The sequence below is a fragment of the Parasphingorhabdus pacifica genome (assembly GCF_054779195.1).
Map to the genome: position 1 here is coordinate 43,168 of NZ_BAAGYS010000009.1, position 14,811 is coordinate 57,978.

A 14,811-nucleotide genomic window follows, 5' to 3' on the forward strand; every position below is an offset into this window, starting at 1 on the left:
GCTGTGCAACGGTTGACATGGCTAGCCAAGCTGGCCAACATCGAACCTTAGGACTTACGCGGAGGCAGCGAGATGCTGAAGAACATCCCGGTCGTGTTGGAGGGCTACAAGCTTCGGGTCACTGAGGAGCCGGAGGTGAAGACGTACAAGAACAAGGAGACCGGCCTTCAGGAGGTAGCGACCGACCCGCAGAACGCGAACTCGACGCTGTATGTGGTGTCGCTGCTGATGAAGCAGTTGCCGTCCGAGGGCCGTCCGACGGGCAAGAGTTTCGAGGTCAAGGTGACCGTGGAGACCGACCCCACTGGCCAGGTGGAAGAGGGTCAGCTCGTGGAGCTGCACAACCCCCGCATCTCGCAGTGGGACATGAACGGCCGACAGGGTGTGTCGATGCGGGCCAGCGGCATCAAGGCCGTGGCCTGACCTTCCCGGACCTCCGGTGAATTCCTGATCCACTGATCTGATTCTACTTCTTTTAAGCCGTTCTGGCTGTCTGTTGTTTGAGAATTCCATAGTGGGCCGAGCTATGCCTTTTTCCGGCGTGAATAGTCACGTCGGGGAGGCCATATTGGCCCCCGAATATTACATGTCGGGGGTCTTCATGGTTTCCCAAAAAGAGGAGGAAGCACGTGCTAAGTCGGACTGAATATCACGAGTTGATGAACTCCTATCAGCACATTCTGGAGATGGTGGAGAGTGCTGCTTCGTACGCTGAAGATGATTCGGTATCAGTCGTCTCGGCTGGTGGCGACTGTCGTCAGCGTTCGGTCAGGCTCATTACCCATATGAATGACCTGTGCGTGGAATTGAAGCTCTGGATCAAGTATTTCGAGGCCAATGCGGAAGTGGAATAGGAATGTCGACGTTTGGTTATCGCGCTGGTTGTGCGTTGGGTGGTTCGTACCTGCACAGTTTCGATGAGGACTGCTACCAGATGGGCTAGGAGGAACGATGAATAATGGATTTCATGGGTCGGGCTGTTTGGGCACGTCCGGGGATGGTGGCCAGTCGTGACGGCCACCGATGGTGAATACGATTTGTTCGGTGTTCCGGTCGCCCCGCTGAAACCGCGGGAGACGCCGCGTCCGCCGGTCAACGACATGGAGCTGGTTGAGCAGATCCTTCGTGAGGCGTCGTCGGTGGGGTTCGTGCTGATCGGCATTCGTGAGGATGTGTACCGGCGGGTCACCGACGATCTGGTCGAGAAGGTGCCATCCCAGGTCGATTACGCGGTGCACCAGCTCATCGACGCGAAATGGCTCGATGTGGGCGGCACGCACCAGGTCCGTTACGAGCGCTACACCGGCCCCGCTCGCTCGGTGCTGGTCCCGCGCAAGTCCCGACAGACCGCCTACCGGTGGTCGGCCCTGCATAAACCATCGGCTTGGGCACATACCGGTGATCGCTGCCAACGCAGTGCTTAACACCCGAGAAAGGGGAGATTCGTGATGGGTCGGATTGAGCAGGTGACGAGACGGATGGATTCGGATGGGCGTCCGTGGGCTCAGGTCGTGGTCGATGGTGAGTCGCAGGACGTGGGACCGGATGAATACAGGAAACGAGCCAGTGAGGTTATCGAAGGCGAGGAGTGGTAATCGATGCAGGTACAGGCAGCGAACCGGCGGGCAATGGACAAATACCAGTCGTTGCATACCGCGCTGGATGTGGTGCGGATGGCGCTGGAGGAAGCCGCGAAATTGCATCCGAAGATCGGCGATCCTGACCCCGGAGATAGCGGGTGGCAGGTGCCGAATGAGGAAGAAGTCGCCGCCGGTCATCAGAAGGCTGTGGAGCAGTTGAACGCGCTGCACCAGGCCACGGTGAAGTGGGAGAAGGAATTGGTGTCGAAGGGCTGGAGGGTCTGAGCATGCGCAAGTTTCAGGTGGACGCGGTCATTCAGGACATCGATAAGGCCATGAAGGAACTGCGGGAGGCGATGAGCGGCATTCAGGTTCGCACCGCTGGTTTCAAGAAGGATCACGATGAATTGGCTCGCAAGGTCGCCGACTACCAGGTCGACCTGCAGGACGTTGCCCCCTACATCCGCTAGACGACGTGTCGTTTCGGGGCTCGGCTGCCGCTGCGGTGGTGGTCGAGCCCCTTTTGTGTCCGCACAACCAAGGGAGTGAGCACAGATGGGTAAGGGACGAGTTCGAGGCATCGAATGGCGTGCGGCTGGCTGGATGGCACGCCACCCCGCCATCACCACCACACCGGCGCTGCTGGGCGCGGGCGCCGTCGAGTTCGGCCCCCTGCCCCTCGGTGCCACGCTGGCCGGGCTGGGTGTCGGGGCGGTGTCCTGGTATCGCGGTCATCCGGCCTCGTTCGACCGCTGCGCCTCTCCGGCGGTGCGCTCGTTTCGTCGTAGGTGGTTGCGCTATGTCGGCGGCCGGTGGCGCGGTCTGATGATCGACTGCGGGTTCAGCCGGGACAACCGCAAAACCGGTCACACCGAGGTGCCGCGGCTGGTGCGGGTCCGCTCGGCGTCGGCTTCGATCGACACGCTCTACATCAAGGTGCTGCGCGGGCAGTCGCTCAAGCACTTCCAGGACCAGCAAGAGGTTCTGGCGATGGCGCTCAAGGCCGACGCGATCGGCATTGTCAAGGTCAAACCCCAGGTCATCGCGATCACTGTGGTGCGGGGCAATCCGTTCGACGACGTCATCGACCCCGCCGAGATCCCCGCCGATTCAGCGGACGTCGATCTCGGTGCGCTCTACTTCGGCGAAGACGAGGACGGCAACGACTGGACCGAGCCCCTCCAGGGGCATCACCTGCTCGGGTGCGGTGCCACCGGCTCGGGCAAGTCCTCCCTGCTCTGGAACCCACTGCGGGCGATGGGTCCGGCCATCCGGGACGGGCTCGTGCGCGTGGACATGTGCGATCTCAAGGGCGGCATGGAAGCAGGCCACGCCCGCTCGCTCTTCGGTGACCGCTACGCCGACGAACCGGAACCCGCGCTGGAGATCATCGAAGCCTTCCGCGACGACATGAAGGCCACCCAGCGCCACCTCACCGAACAGGGACTCCGGAAGTTCTCCATCAGCCGTGAGACCCCGTTCCGGGTGTTGATGATCGACGAGCTGGCCATGATGACCGCTCTCGGCGACTCCCGAACGACTCGGCAGGCGATCAAGCTCATGGCCGAGATCATGACCCAAGGCCGTGACCCCGGCTTCGCGCTGGCCGCCTACGTGCAGGAACCGACCAAGGACATCGTCCCGGTCCGGGACCTGTTCACCCGCCGGATCTGCCTGCGCACCACCGCCGAAAACCACCCGGACATGGTCCTCGGCGACGGCATGCGCATCAAAGGCGCACTCACCGACGAGATCCCCGCCGACGAAGAACACGCCGGAATCGGCTTCCGCGTCGACCAGCACTCCCGACGCCCCACCCGCGTGCGGGCCGGATTCACCTCCGACGACGACATTGCCGAACTCGTCCGCACCTGCACCCCCAGCCACACCCCCGAAGAATCCAACGTCGTCCGGTTCCGCCACCCCGACGAGAACGACGACATCGAAGACGCCGCCTGAATTCGTTGACACAGAAGGGAAATCACATGCGACCCCAGGTTCAGATCCAGGTCACCGGCCGCACTATCGGCATCCTCGCCATGGTCGTCATCGTCGCCCTGCTCGCCCTGGCCGCCGTCTGGCTCGTCGGCGGACCCGCGCACGCAATCCTGTTAGCGCTGGGCATGGCCGTGCTCGTGCAGGGCGTGCGGTCCCTGCTGACCTTCCAATAACTCTCGATCCTCTTGTGAAGGGAGGGAATCACAGTGGACGACTCGGGCGTACACCCCAGTAGGGCGCATCGATGGCTGGCCCCGGTGTCATTGTTGATCGTGGCACTGGCGGCTGTGATGGGTTGGGCGGCCAGCTTCGTGGGGCTGCACGCCTACGGCCAGGACACGATGGCCGGATTCAGTTTCTGGACCGCCTGGCTGCTCCCGGCCACCTTCGACGGCGCGGCCTTCGCCTGCACCCTGATGACCTACCGGTCCTCGATCAACGGCCGTTCCGCACTCCGAGGCCGGGTGCTGATGTGGGGTTTCACCGCAGTCAGCGCGTGGATCAACTGGATTCACCAACCCACCACCGAAGCACGCATCGTGGCAGCCGCCCTGCCAGTCGCCGCAGTAGCGGTCTTCGACGTCGTGCTCATCGAACTCCGCGCCGACTACGAAGCCCGCCACGGCCGCCACGCCTTCCGACTGCGCCCCGGCCTGCTCCTCCTACGCTGGATCGTCGACCGCACCGGCACCACACAAGCCTTCCGCGCCCAGATCGCCAGCATCCCCGTCGAAGAACTCGCAGGACTCACCACCCGACCCCAACCGGCCGTATCTGCGGCACAGACCGAACCCCTGCCGACCGAACCGGCCGTCACGGAACCGGAGCCAGAACCAACTCCCGAACCGGTCCCGGCGCCCGAACCGGCTTCACCGGCTCCTGAGGCCCCGTCTCAGCCGCTGACACCCACGGCCACGGTCAAGCGGGGTCCGAAGTTGCCCGCTCCGATGGTCGAAGCGATCTCCCGACGCCGGGCCGAAGCCGCTTCCGAGGGCCGGGAACTGACCGCCGCCGATATCCGGCAGTTGGCCAAGCTCCCCGACGCCTTGGTTGAGCAGGTCTTGGCTGATCTGGCCACCAACAACGGCCATGCCCTGACCTAACCCCCGAGCAACTCCGCTCCCTGTCTCGGCGGGGCATCGCCTCGAACGCTTCGGGGCTGGTGTCCCGCCTCTTTTGTGTCTTCAGGAGGTGACCATGCCCGCATCCACCCGTCTGTCCACACCAGACCCGCACCGCTCGGGGATCGGCGGCCCTGGCTACAAACAGTGGCGTTCGAAGGTCGAAGCCACCGGCGGATGCACCCACCCCGTACACCTCTCCGGCACCTGGGGCATCCAAGACAACACCACCCACCAACTACTGAACTCCCGCTCCGGACAGGTCACGGTGCCCTGCGGCAACCGCCGCGAATCGGTCTGCCCCGCCTGCTCCGACCGCTACGCCGCCGACGCCTTCCACCTCCTCCGCGCGGGCCTGTCCGGCGGCACCAAGAACATCCCCGCCACCGTCGCCGAAAAACCCCGCCTGTTCCTCACCCTGACCGCCCCCTCGTTCGGGCCGGTCCACAACGCCCGCACCGCTGCCTCCGGCCGCCGGGTGCCCTGCCGCTGCGGCGAGCACCACCACCCCGACGACCCGCGTCTCGGCCAGCCGATCGATCCGGAGGCCTACGACTACACCGGTCATGTCCTGTGGCAGGCACATGCCGGCGCCTTGTGGTCCCGGTTCACCCGCTACCTCAAACGCCACATCGCCATGGCCGCCGGCCTCACCGTCCGCGAATTCGGCGACCACGCCCGCCTGTCGTTCGCGAAGGTCGCCGAATACCAACGCCGCGGCCTCATCCACTTCCACGCCGTGCTGCGCCTCGACGGACCCGACGGCCCCAGTGACCCCACACCCGGCTGGGGCACGACGGAACTCCTCACCAACGCCATCCACGCCGCCCACACCGCCGTCTACCTCACCTCCCCCGAAGTCGACGGACAGACACGCGAACTGACCTTCGGCGAACAGATCGACATCCGCCCAATCCGCCCCGTCAACGCCTCCCAAATCGAAGACGAGCACGGAGTGATCACCGACGACCGGCTGGCGTCCTACGTCGCCAAATACGCCACCAAGGGCACCGGCAAATCCGAGGCCACCGACCGCCCCATTCGCTCCCAAGGCCACATCGACCTTCTCCAAGCCAGCCCGCACCACCGGCGGATCATCCAAACCGCCTGGGACCTCGCCGCCCCCGTCGCCTGCCCGGACTGCCACCCCCACGGCCAGCACCAACCCGACAACTGCGGGTGCGATACCACCGACTACTGCCCGACCTGCCAAGGCGGTGGGCACGTCGCTCGCACCGTGCTCTACCAACGCGCACACCCCGAACACGCGGACAAGCCCGACCCGATCGACGCACTCAACCTCCGTCGCTGGGCACACATGCTCGCCTTCCGAGGCCACTTCCTCAGCAAGTCCCAGTACTACTCGGTGCCCTTCCGCCAAATCCGCAACGACCGGCGCCAATACCGCCACGAACAGGCACTGGCCGAACTCGGCATCGAGGACGAATCCACCATCACCGTGATCAACGAATGGGACATGACCAGCGTCGGCCACACCACCCCCGAACAACGCGAACTGGCCGCCGCCATCGCCGAACGCACCCGAGACGCACGCAAACACCGCTACCACACCGAACGAAAGGACTAGCCATGATCCGCAACCTCTGGGGACCCACCGACGTCGCCGACTACCTCGGCGTCCCCGTCGGCACCGTCTACCAATGGCGCACCCGAGGAGGAGGTCCACCCGGACGCCGCGTCGGCAAACACATCCGCTACAAGCCCGACGACGTCGAATCCTGGTTCGACAACCAACCCGAAGAGGCAATCTGATGCCACGCCCACCACTCCCGATCGGGACCTATGGCCGGATCCGCACGGAAAAGACCGGCTCGGGCTGGCGCGCGAGGACGATGTTTCGTGACTCCGACGGCGTGAGTCGCGAGGTTGAGCGCAGCGGACGGACTGCGGCTGTCGCCGAGCGGAGCTTGAAGAAGGCGCTTGCTGATCGTTCCAAGGCTCGTGGTGGTCAGATCAAGCCAGACACACGGTTCCGTGATGTGGCCGGCCAGTGGCTGACAACGATCGAGCACGCGGTGAACAGCGGGACGCGATCGCCGACGACGTTGGACCAGTACCGGAGCGTCCTGCATCGTCATGTGCTCCCGGCGCTCGGTGAACTCCGTATCGGCTATGAGGTGACGGTGCCTGCGGTGGATGCGTTCTTGCAGGCCTTGCGAACGAACAAGAGCGTGGCGGTAACCAAGACCGCTCGATCGATCGTGGCAGGAGTCACAGGCTATGCCGTAAGGCACGGGGCGCTTGAGCAGAACCCGACACGCGACACGGCACGCCTCGATGGGCGCCGTAAGAAGAAGCCGCGAGCCCTGTCTCTCGAGGAGCGCGTCCAGTGGCTTGCCCAGCTGGAGGTGGACGAGAAGGCGCAGCGGTGGGACTTGCCGGATCTGTCGCGTTTCATGCTTGCGACCGGCGTTCGCATCGGTGAAGCGCTCGCGGTGTACTGGCCAGAGATCGACTTCGATGAATCGGTCGTGGCTGTGGACTACACCGTTGTCCGGGTCAAGGGCAAGGGTCTGATCCGGAAGTCGACGAAGTCCGAACACGGGGATCGCACCCTGCCGCTGCCTTCCTGGGCCGTCGATATGCTGCGGGAGCGATTCGCTGGCGCTGACGATCCTGAGGGACCGATATTCCCCAGCAGCTTGGGGGGTGTCCGAGATCCTTCGAACGTCCGTCGGGTACTTCGGGAGACCCGAGGCAGCGAGGGATTTGCCTGGGTCACCTCGCACGTCTTCCGTAAGACCGCTGCGACGGTGCTGGATGAGGCGGGGCTCACTGCCCGTCTCATCGCGGACCAGTTGGGGCACTCGCGGCCGTCGATGACGCAGGACGTGTACATGGGTCGGGCAACGGTCAGCCGGGTGGCGGCGGTCGCTCTGGAGTCTGCCCTCGACGAGGCCGCCGAGTAGTTTTCCGGGGGTAAATCGGGGGCAGGTGATCACCCGCCCACCAGCGCACCGCTTCTGACCTGGGGTTTTGGTGGGGCGCCCGGGGATCGAACCCGGAACCCGCGGATTAAAAGTCCGCTGCTCTGCCTGTTGAGCTAACGCCCCGCACGTGACAGGTTACAAGGGTGTCGTGATCTTGTCTTTCACTGGTCGGGGTTTCGCGGATCTCGCCCCTGACCTGCTGATTCGGGTCGGCCGTCGACGCAAAGCCACAGGACCGGGCACGGACGCATGATCTCCCCGTGCGACTCGCCGAACTTTCACCCGAAACGGGCGAATCCGGCAAGCCTTGACCGGCGCGGCCGCCGGGACGCCGAAGGATGGTGCTGCATCATCCGCACCGGCATCATCAGCCGCAGGAAGCGGTGCCAGCGGTCCGGCGGTTCCACGCAATGGAACGGACACGGGTACTGCTCGACGCCACACCCGATCAAGCAGGACGAGAACATCCCACGCGGCTATGCGCGTCTGTAGCGTTGTCCGAGGAGCAATGCCACCAAGCAACGCCACCACGAACCACCACAGACGACCGTCCGACCGGGATCGACCGCCCCGAACCGGCGATCCCCGGAAGAGACTCCACACTGGACACATAGGAAAGGAAGGTCATGCACGACCGGAAACGAACGCTGCGAGTCCTCGTCGGTCTGTGCACGGCTTCGGTCATGTTGGCCGGTTGCGGCGATAACCAGGACACGCTCGGCGAGATGACCGAACGCGGTTCCGGAGCCCCCGAAGACGAGTCCGCCATGGCGACCGCGTGCACCGCCCACGACTTCAACGTCGAGATCTCCCTGCAGCCACCCCGCCACGACTTCGGCATGCTCCGTCTCACGAACACCTCCGGGAAGCACTGCCCGGTGGAGGGCTGGACCGGCCTGACCGTGCGCAGCGAATCCGAACTGCCGGAGCAGGTCCCGTTCAAGCAGGTCCCGCAGCCGACCCCCGCGAAGAACTTCGATCTCGCTCCCGGTGATACCGCCTACTCCGGCGTACGATTCTTCCCCGGCGACCAGCGCGAGGACAACGCCTACAACGTCGCCGAAGTGGTCGCCATCCCGCCCGGCACCAACGAATCGACCTCGGCGAAGTTGACCAGCTCGGACGAAGGTCCTCATCCCAAACTGGTGATCAGCGGAATCGAGATGGGAACACTGCAGCCCTCCGAAGAGGGCATCACCACCTGGTGACCGCACGCCCGCGCAGCGGCGGTCACCCACCGCCACTCACGTCGGAACGGAATCGACTTGTGGCGCAGTCACCACCTTCTGCCCGCTGACGCGCTCGTGCCGCCCCAGAGCCGCGACCGCCAGCACCACGAGCGCGAAACCGATCCACTGCGTGACACCGAGTTCGGCACCCAGCACGCCGACTCCCACGACCGCCGCCGTCGCCGGGAAGGCCAGTTCGGCCACCGCCGCCCGTGCGGCCGGGGTCGTTCGCAGGCCGACGTAGTACAGCCGGAGAGCGATCAGTCCAGGCACCAGCGCTAGCAACAGCAGGCCCGGCACGTTCGACCAACCGACCGCGATCGGATCACCCTGCCCGAACACGATCGCCGTCGCGGCGGGCAGCCCGATCGCGAACCGCAGGGTGGTGACGTCGCGGGCCGGCACTCTGGCGCTGACCATCCTCCCGAGCACGGTTCCGGCGGCCCACAACACCGCGGCGCCCAACGCGAGCAGCGCCGGACGCAGCTGCGAAACGTGCACGTCCAGCGGGTTGTCGAAAGCCAGCAACCAAGCACCGACCAGGGCGGGCAACGCGAACAGCAGGTACCGGGCACGGATGCCCTCGCGCAGCAGCCAGAAAGCCGCGACCGCCGCGAAGATCGGCTGCAGCTTCTGCAGCACCAGCGGCGTCACCGGGTCACCGGCTTGGAAGGCCGCCGTGAACAGGGCCGTCGCCAGTGCCGAGGAGCCCGCGCCGATCACGCCGATCGCGATGCGTTCTCGCAGGCCGCACGCCCGCAACGCGCGCCACGCGCTCGGCAGGAACGGCGAGAGCAGCACGACGATGATCAGGTGCTCCCAGAAGACCACGGTGCCGGCGGGCAACTCGGTGGCCAACGGCATTCGCCACAACGCGTCCGTACCCCACATCGCCGTTGCCAGCGCCACCAGCCACATCCGGTCGCGGCTGGTCCCGCTGCCCGATCGCGTTGTCACCATGGGATCAACCTAACCGGGCGTTCCGGTCGAACAGAGCAGGATTCACATCACACCCCCCGCCGCCATCCGGGTGACGTGGGCACACGACGTGATCGTCATGCGCCAAGCTGCCGACATGTCACGAATCTCGATCCCGCTCGCCGCCACGGCGGCGCTGCTGTCCCTCGCGGCCGCACCGATGGCCACCGCCTCCACCTCGAACCAGGACCTCTCACCTCGCCTCTCCCACGGGACCTACGAGCCTTACCGGGAAGGCGCGGCCGCCGTGACCTACGACGAATCGCAGGTGCCCGCGGGGGCCCGCGCGAAGGTGCTGTCGACCCCGCTCGGCAACGGGCAAACCCGGATCACCGTCGTGCTCGGTGGCCTCGAACCCGACCGCGAGTACGGCGCCCACGTGCACACCAAGCCGTGCGGTGCGACCGGCAAGGACGCCGGTCCGCACTTCCAGCAGGACGTCGACCCGGTGCGCCCGTCGGTCGATCCGGCGTACGCGAATCCGGAGAACGAAGTGTGGCTCGACTTCCGCACCAACTCGGCGGGCCACGCCGTCAGCCACGCCACCGGTGACTGGCAGTTCCGCGGGCGGATGGCCAACTCCTTCGTGATCCACGAGGAGCACACCTCGACCGCGCCCGGCGAGGCGGGTTCGGCCGGTTCGCGTCTGGCCTGCCTGAACGCCCAGTTCTGACGGAGGTCGTCTTCTGCCGATCGTTGGGGGCGGCCACGGCGCCGTCCCCAACTCCGGTGGCCGGTCGGGAGATCCACAACAGCCGGTTGCGCCACGGCGCCGCTCGGGACGAGCAGGCGGTTGCACACCGGACGCCGAGATATGGCGACAATGGACGACGTGACTGCCACCTTGACCAGATCAGCCCTGAAGATCGGCCAGTACGAGGTCGATCCGCCGGTGGTGCTCGCGCCGATGGCCGGGATCACCAACGTCGCCTTCCGGCGGCTGTGCAGGGAGTACGGCGCCGGGCTCTACGTGTGCGAGATGATCACCAGCCGTGCGCTCGTCGAGCGGCACCCGCAGACGCTGCAGATGGTGACCTTCGACGACGACGAGACACCGCGCTCGATGCAGCTCTACGGCGTCGACCCGGCCACCATGGGCGATGCCGTGCGCATGATCGTCGACGAGAATCTCGCCGACCACGTCGACATGAACTTCGGCTGCCCGGTGCCGAAGGTCACCCGCAAGGGCGGTGGTTCCGCGTTGCCGTACAAGCGGCGGCTGTTCGGCGAGATCGTCCAGGCCGCGGTCAAGGCTGCCGAGCCCGCGGGCATCCCGGTCACCGTCAAGTTCCGCATCGGCATCGACGACGATCACACGACCTACCTCGATGCCGGGCGCATCGCGGAGGACATGGGCGCCGCGGCGGTGGCGCTGCACGGGCGCACCGCGGCCCAGCGGTATTCGGGACAGGCCGACTGGTCGGCGATCACTCGGCTGAAGGAAACCGTGCGGGGCATTCCGGTGCTGGGCAACGGTGACATCTTCAGCGCCGACGACGCGCTGCGCATGGTCGCCGAAACCGGTTGCGACGGCGTCGTGGTGGGGCGCGGTTGCCTGGGGCGGCCGTGGCTCTTCCGCGACCTGCAGGCGGCTTTCGCGGGCCGGGAGATCCCCGAGGGTCCGAACCTCGGCGAGGTCGCCCGCGTGCTCCGCCGCCACGGCGAGCTGCTCGCCGAGCACATGGGCGAGGAGCGGGGTCTCCGCGATCTGCGCAAGCACATGGCTCAGTACCTGCGTGGTTTTCCGGTGGGATCGGACCTGCGCCACCGGTTCGGCCTCGTCTCCGGGCTGGCCGAACTCGACGACCTGCTGGCGCAACTCGATCCGGACGTACCGTTCCCGGCCGATGCCGAAGGTCCGCGCGGGCGGCAGGGTTCGGCGAGCAAGGTCGTGCTGCCCGAAGGCTGGCTGGACGATCCCGACGACTCCTGCGTCCCGGCGGACGCCGAGATCGACCACAGCGGCGGCTGAGGTGCGTGCCGCACGGCCAGGATCTGTTTCACGGGCGGCGTCAGCCGCCTTCCGGGTGGGACTCAGGGTGGGCCGGTGGCGGGTTCTCGGTGTTCTTTTGCGAGGACGGCTCGGACGTGGCGTACGCCGGTACGTCATGTCGGGGCTCCCGCAGCGACCAGACACCGGGGGTTCCGCTGAGTGCCCACCACCCGAACCACTACCGAAACATTCCCCAGCTCGCTGTGCGCTGATCGCCCTGCTGTGCCCGGCACTGCTGGTCGTCGGCTGCGGTTCGGCGCCGGAGGACACCGAGCCGGATCGATCCGTCCGGCAGTACTTCGCGGACAACAACGCCGCTGCCGCGCGCGGTCCGGAAGCCCAGCAGGAGTTCTTCGACCGCAGCCAGCACCCGGATTTCAGCGGCCACGTGTGCGAGCTGGGCGAGCTGACGGTGGAGCTCGAACCCGCTCTGACGACCCTGCGGCCAGACCCGGATTTCGATCCGGCGGGTACCGGTCCACCGCGCGGTGAACTGTGGGTCGTCGGCGTGGAAGTGACGACCCGGCGGTCCGGTACCGTCCTCGGGCGGCAGATCGGATCCGTGCACCTGGCGTTCCTGCAGGAGCGCGTCTTCGGTTTCGCTCCCTGCCCCCGCTGACCCTGTCCCCTCTCGGCTTTCCGCGTCGAGCCGTCCTCACTGACCCGGCTCAGCCGACCGCGTTCGGTTCCGCGCCGGATCGGTCGTCCCGCACGAATCCCGGCGATTTCGACCGGACTGAACAACGACAGTGACGAATAACACGCGCGGGCGGACTGGTCCGTGCGGGTGGGGCGTGCGATTTCGACTTCCGCAACACCCCGCGGGGCGGGTAAACACCAAACCGCGGCACGACGTGAGGATTTTTCACCTGTTCGGAGCAGTCACTGCTACGCCGGATGAGCGAATTCGAACGCGCATGAGTCCAAGCACTCAAGCGATCCGTCGCACCCGACGACACCACGGACGGGAGGTGAGTCCGATGACCGGACTGCGTGACGATTTCGCGGGCCGCGAGGGCCTGCACGAAGGCGTCGCGCCAGCTACGCATCCCGTGTCGACCCCTCCAGCCGACTTCGGGCCCCGACGCGCCCGGCGGGACATCGCCAACGACACGGGCATGGTGGAGCTGCACGAGTCGATCGCCGCCCTGCTTGCGTCGCGCGGGCAATGGCGACAGGCCTACCACCACCTGCGTTCCGCGCTGGACATCCTCTCCACCGAGGACACCCCGCGCATTCCCGAACAGCTCCGCCACGAGGTCAACCGGCTCCGCAAGGAGCACGCCGAAGCGCGCGAGCAGAGCCTTCGGGACAGCCTGACCGCCAGTTACAACCGCCGGTACCTCGATGAGCGCCTCGCTGACCTGCTCGCCGACACGACGGGCAACGGACTGGCCGTCGGCCTGGTCGACCTGGACTGGTTCAAGCAGGTCAACGACACCTACGGACACCTGCTCGGAGACCGGGTACTGCAGCGGGTCGTCGAGCTGCTGCAGGAAGCCCTGCCCGACGGGGGATTCTGCGCGCGCTACGGCGGCGAGGAGTTCGTGCTCGTGCTTCCGGCCGTCGACCGGCGCGCGGCGGTCGCGGCATGTGAGGCTGCTCGCACCCGGGTCGAGACGTATTCCTGGTCACAGCTGGCTCCGGGGTTGCGGGTGACGGTCAGCATCGGCATGACCCACGGACTGGCCGGCAACGAGCGGGAATCGACGTCTCCCAACGCCGAACAGCAGCTCATCAGTGCTGATGCCCTGCTCTACGCCGCCAAGCAGTCCGGGCGCAACGCGGTGGCGTATCGCACCGGCAACGAGGTGCGGATCGCAGGTTTGGCGACCGATCGTAGGCCGGCGGCCACATCGCGCATTATCGGCTACTGAACGCGACAGCGCGTTCGCACTGAGTTGTGCACAGAGTGTTATCGCCGGTCAAGTGGGCTAACACAAATGGCTAAATCGGCCTAGAATCAGGGAAGCATCGTGCACCGATTGTGAAGAAATTGCCTGCACTATCGTCAGTTCAGGCGATCGGTCGTACTATCTCGGCAGCGTTTGGCGATACAGCTTCGGGGGGTTGAACCGCCAACATCGAACATGACAGATCATCAACTTCGCGAGTGGGAGGGAAAACGGGTGCCGCAGGACCCCCGAACCGGCAATAACGGGCACCAGCGTTCCCCCTCGAACCAGGAACAGCAGGCTGCGGCCCGAGAGGAGTCCTCCTCGCAAGGGCGTCGCCGCCGTTCGCTCGGTGACGATGGAACGGGCGGCACCAGGGTCGTCGACCTGCTCGCCGCGCACGGCAAGTCCCCCGGCGCAGGCTCCTCGCACCGCCGCGAGGCCGAACCCGCGGAGCCGAGTAACTCAGCACCCGCCGGTGAGCCCGCAGCGCCCGCGCGTCCACCACGCAACGCGAGCACCGGTGAACGCCGCGCCGAATGGACCCCACCTCCCGAGGCAGGGTCTCCGCCACCGAACGGTCGCTCCCGGCACGGACCGCCCGGGCCCGAACGCGGCGGTAATGCCCATCCCGCACCGCAGTCGGCACCGCAGTCGGCACCCATGTACGGCAATCCGCCCACCAACGGGGCGACCCCCACCAACCGGGCGACCCCCACCAACCGGGCGACCCCCACCAACGGGGCGGCCCCCACCAACGGGGCGGCCCCCACCAACGGGGCGGCCCCGCCGAACGGGGCGGGACCACCGAACGGGGCGGGACCGGCCCCCGCAGCCCCCATGAACGGGGCAGCACCGGCCAACGCCCCAGCAGGAACGTCCTACTCCGGACGTCCCGCCACCCCGCAGGCCCAAGCACCCAACCCGCCCGCGAATCCGGCGCCTCCGGCGGCGAACCAGCCTCCGCAGGCGCCGCCGCGCTCCGCTCGCCCCGCAGCCGAATCGGCGTGGACCCCGCCGCCCGCCCAGCCGCGCAGGCCCCGCGCGCCCCAGCAGCCGAGCCCGC

17 protein-coding genes, 1 tRNA gene and 1 pseudogene are annotated in these 14,811 nt (G+C 66.6%); 17 read left to right on the forward strand and 2 right to left on the reverse strand.

What is annotated here, in order from left to right; translation table 11 throughout:
- The first annotated feature begins 72 nt into the window (after nucleotides 1-72).
- The 11 genes from ACYVAN_RS15225 (at nucleotide 73) to ACYVAN_RS15275 (ending at nucleotide 7,629) form a co-directional block, all read left to right on the forward strand.
- The gene (locus tag ACYVAN_RS15225; protein ID WP_460960071.1) at nucleotides 73-423 is read left to right on the forward strand and encodes a hypothetical protein; all 351 of its coding nucleotides are present in this window, start codon (nucleotides 73-75) and stop codon (nucleotides 421-423) included.
- Nucleotides 424-659: 236 nt separating this feature from the next.
- On the forward strand, nucleotides 660-854 hold the full coding sequence (locus tag ACYVAN_RS15230; protein ID WP_460960073.1) for a hypothetical protein: 195 nt from the start codon (nucleotides 660-662) through the stop codon (nucleotides 852-854).
- 156 nt (nucleotides 855-1,010) lie between these two features.
- Nucleotides 1,011-1,424, forward strand: a complete 414-nt coding sequence (locus ACYVAN_RS15235; protein ID WP_460960075.1) for a hypothetical protein — start codon at nucleotides 1,011-1,013, stop codon at nucleotides 1,422-1,424.
- A 174-nt stretch (nucleotides 1,425-1,598) separates the two neighbouring features.
- Complete coding sequence (locus tag ACYVAN_RS15240; RefSeq protein WP_460960077.1) at nucleotides 1,599-1,865, forward strand: hypothetical protein; 267 nt, start codon at nucleotides 1,599-1,601, stop codon at nucleotides 1,863-1,865.
- A gap of 2 nt (nucleotides 1,866-1,867) precedes the next feature.
- Entirely contained in the window at nucleotides 1,868-2,050 is a 183-nt protein-coding gene (locus ACYVAN_RS15245) for a hypothetical protein (RefSeq protein ID WP_460960079.1), read from the forward strand.
- 85 nt (nucleotides 2,051-2,135) lie between these two features.
- Nucleotides 2,136-3,539 (forward strand): hypothetical protein, encoded by a 1,404-nt coding sequence (locus ACYVAN_RS15250; protein WP_460960081.1) that lies wholly within the window; start codon nucleotides 2,136-2,138, stop codon nucleotides 3,537-3,539.
- A gap of 26 nt (nucleotides 3,540-3,565) precedes the next feature.
- Nucleotides 3,566-3,751, forward strand: coding sequence for a hypothetical protein (locus ACYVAN_RS15255; RefSeq protein WP_460960083.1), 186 nt, complete (start codon nucleotides 3,566-3,568; stop codon nucleotides 3,749-3,751).
- A gap of 33 nt (nucleotides 3,752-3,784) precedes the next feature.
- Nucleotides 3,785-4,681 carry a DUF2637 domain-containing protein gene (locus tag ACYVAN_RS15260; protein ID WP_460960085.1) on the forward strand — a complete coding sequence of 299 codons (897 nt, stop codon included), beginning with the start codon at nucleotides 3,785-3,787 and terminating at the stop codon, nucleotides 4,679-4,681.
- A gap of 94 nt (nucleotides 4,682-4,775) precedes the next feature.
- Entirely contained in the window at nucleotides 4,776-6,287 is a 1,512-nt protein-coding gene (locus ACYVAN_RS15265; protein WP_460960087.1) for a replication initiator, read from the forward strand.
- Nucleotides 6,288-6,289: 2 nt separating this feature from the next.
- Nucleotides 6,290-6,472 (forward strand): helix-turn-helix domain-containing protein, encoded by a 183-nt coding sequence (locus ACYVAN_RS15270; protein ID WP_460960089.1) that lies wholly within the window; start codon nucleotides 6,290-6,292, stop codon nucleotides 6,470-6,472.
- Nucleotides 6,473-6,552: 80 nt separating this feature from the next.
- Nucleotides 6,553-7,629 (forward strand): tyrosine-type recombinase/integrase, encoded by a 1,077-nt coding sequence (locus tag ACYVAN_RS15275; protein ID WP_460960103.1) that lies wholly within the window; start codon nucleotides 6,553-6,555, stop codon nucleotides 7,627-7,629.
- Nucleotides 7,630-7,697: 68 nt separating this feature from the next.
- Here the strand turns inward: ACYVAN_RS15275 and ACYVAN_RS15280 are convergent.
- Nucleotides 7,698-7,773: transfer RNA gene (locus tag ACYVAN_RS15280), tRNA-Lys, on the reverse strand.
- 503 nt (nucleotides 7,774-8,276) lie between these two features.
- On the opposite strand from ACYVAN_RS15280, the gene ACYVAN_RS15285 reads away from it, so the two are divergent.
- Nucleotides 8,277-8,858 carry a DUF4232 domain-containing protein gene (locus ACYVAN_RS15285; RefSeq protein ID WP_460960091.1) on the forward strand — a complete coding sequence of 194 codons (582 nt, stop codon included), beginning with the start codon at nucleotides 8,277-8,279 and terminating at the stop codon, nucleotides 8,856-8,858.
- Nucleotides 8,859-8,894: 36 nt separating this feature from the next.
- On the opposite strand, the gene ACYVAN_RS15290 is transcribed toward ACYVAN_RS15285, so the two are convergent.
- Complete coding sequence (locus ACYVAN_RS15290; RefSeq protein ID WP_460960093.1) at nucleotides 8,895-9,839, reverse strand: DMT family transporter; 945 nt, start codon at nucleotides 9,837-9,839, stop codon at nucleotides 8,895-8,897.
- Nucleotides 9,840-9,954: 115 nt separating this feature from the next.
- Here ACYVAN_RS15290 and ACYVAN_RS15295 point away from each other — a divergent pair, with 115 nt between their 5' ends.
- The 5 genes and pseudogenes from ACYVAN_RS15295 to ACYVAN_RS15315 all read left to right on the forward strand — a co-directional run.
- Nucleotides 9,955-10,530: a superoxide dismutase family protein gene (locus tag ACYVAN_RS15295; RefSeq protein ID WP_460960095.1), complete on the forward strand. Its 576-nt coding sequence runs from the start codon at nucleotides 9,955-9,957 to the stop codon at nucleotides 10,528-10,530.
- A 159-nt stretch (nucleotides 10,531-10,689) separates the two neighbouring features.
- Nucleotides 10,690-11,829, forward strand: coding sequence for a tRNA dihydrouridine synthase DusB (dusB, locus tag ACYVAN_RS15300; RefSeq protein ID WP_460960097.1), 1,140 nt, complete (start codon nucleotides 10,690-10,692; stop codon nucleotides 11,827-11,829).
- Nucleotides 11,830-11,965: 136 nt separating this feature from the next.
- The gene (locus ACYVAN_RS15305; protein ID WP_460960099.1) at nucleotides 11,966-12,469 is read left to right on the forward strand and encodes a hypothetical protein; all 504 of its coding nucleotides are present in this window, start codon (nucleotides 11,966-11,968) and stop codon (nucleotides 12,467-12,469) included.
- A 361-nt stretch (nucleotides 12,470-12,830) separates the two neighbouring features.
- Nucleotides 12,831-13,727, forward strand: coding sequence for a GGDEF domain-containing protein (locus tag ACYVAN_RS15310; RefSeq protein ID WP_460960101.1), 897 nt, complete (start codon nucleotides 12,831-12,833; stop codon nucleotides 13,725-13,727).
- Between the two features lie 252 nt (nucleotides 13,728-13,979).
- A pseudogene (locus ACYVAN_RS15315) lies at nucleotides 13,980-14,811 on the forward strand (hypothetical protein); the annotation flags it as partial.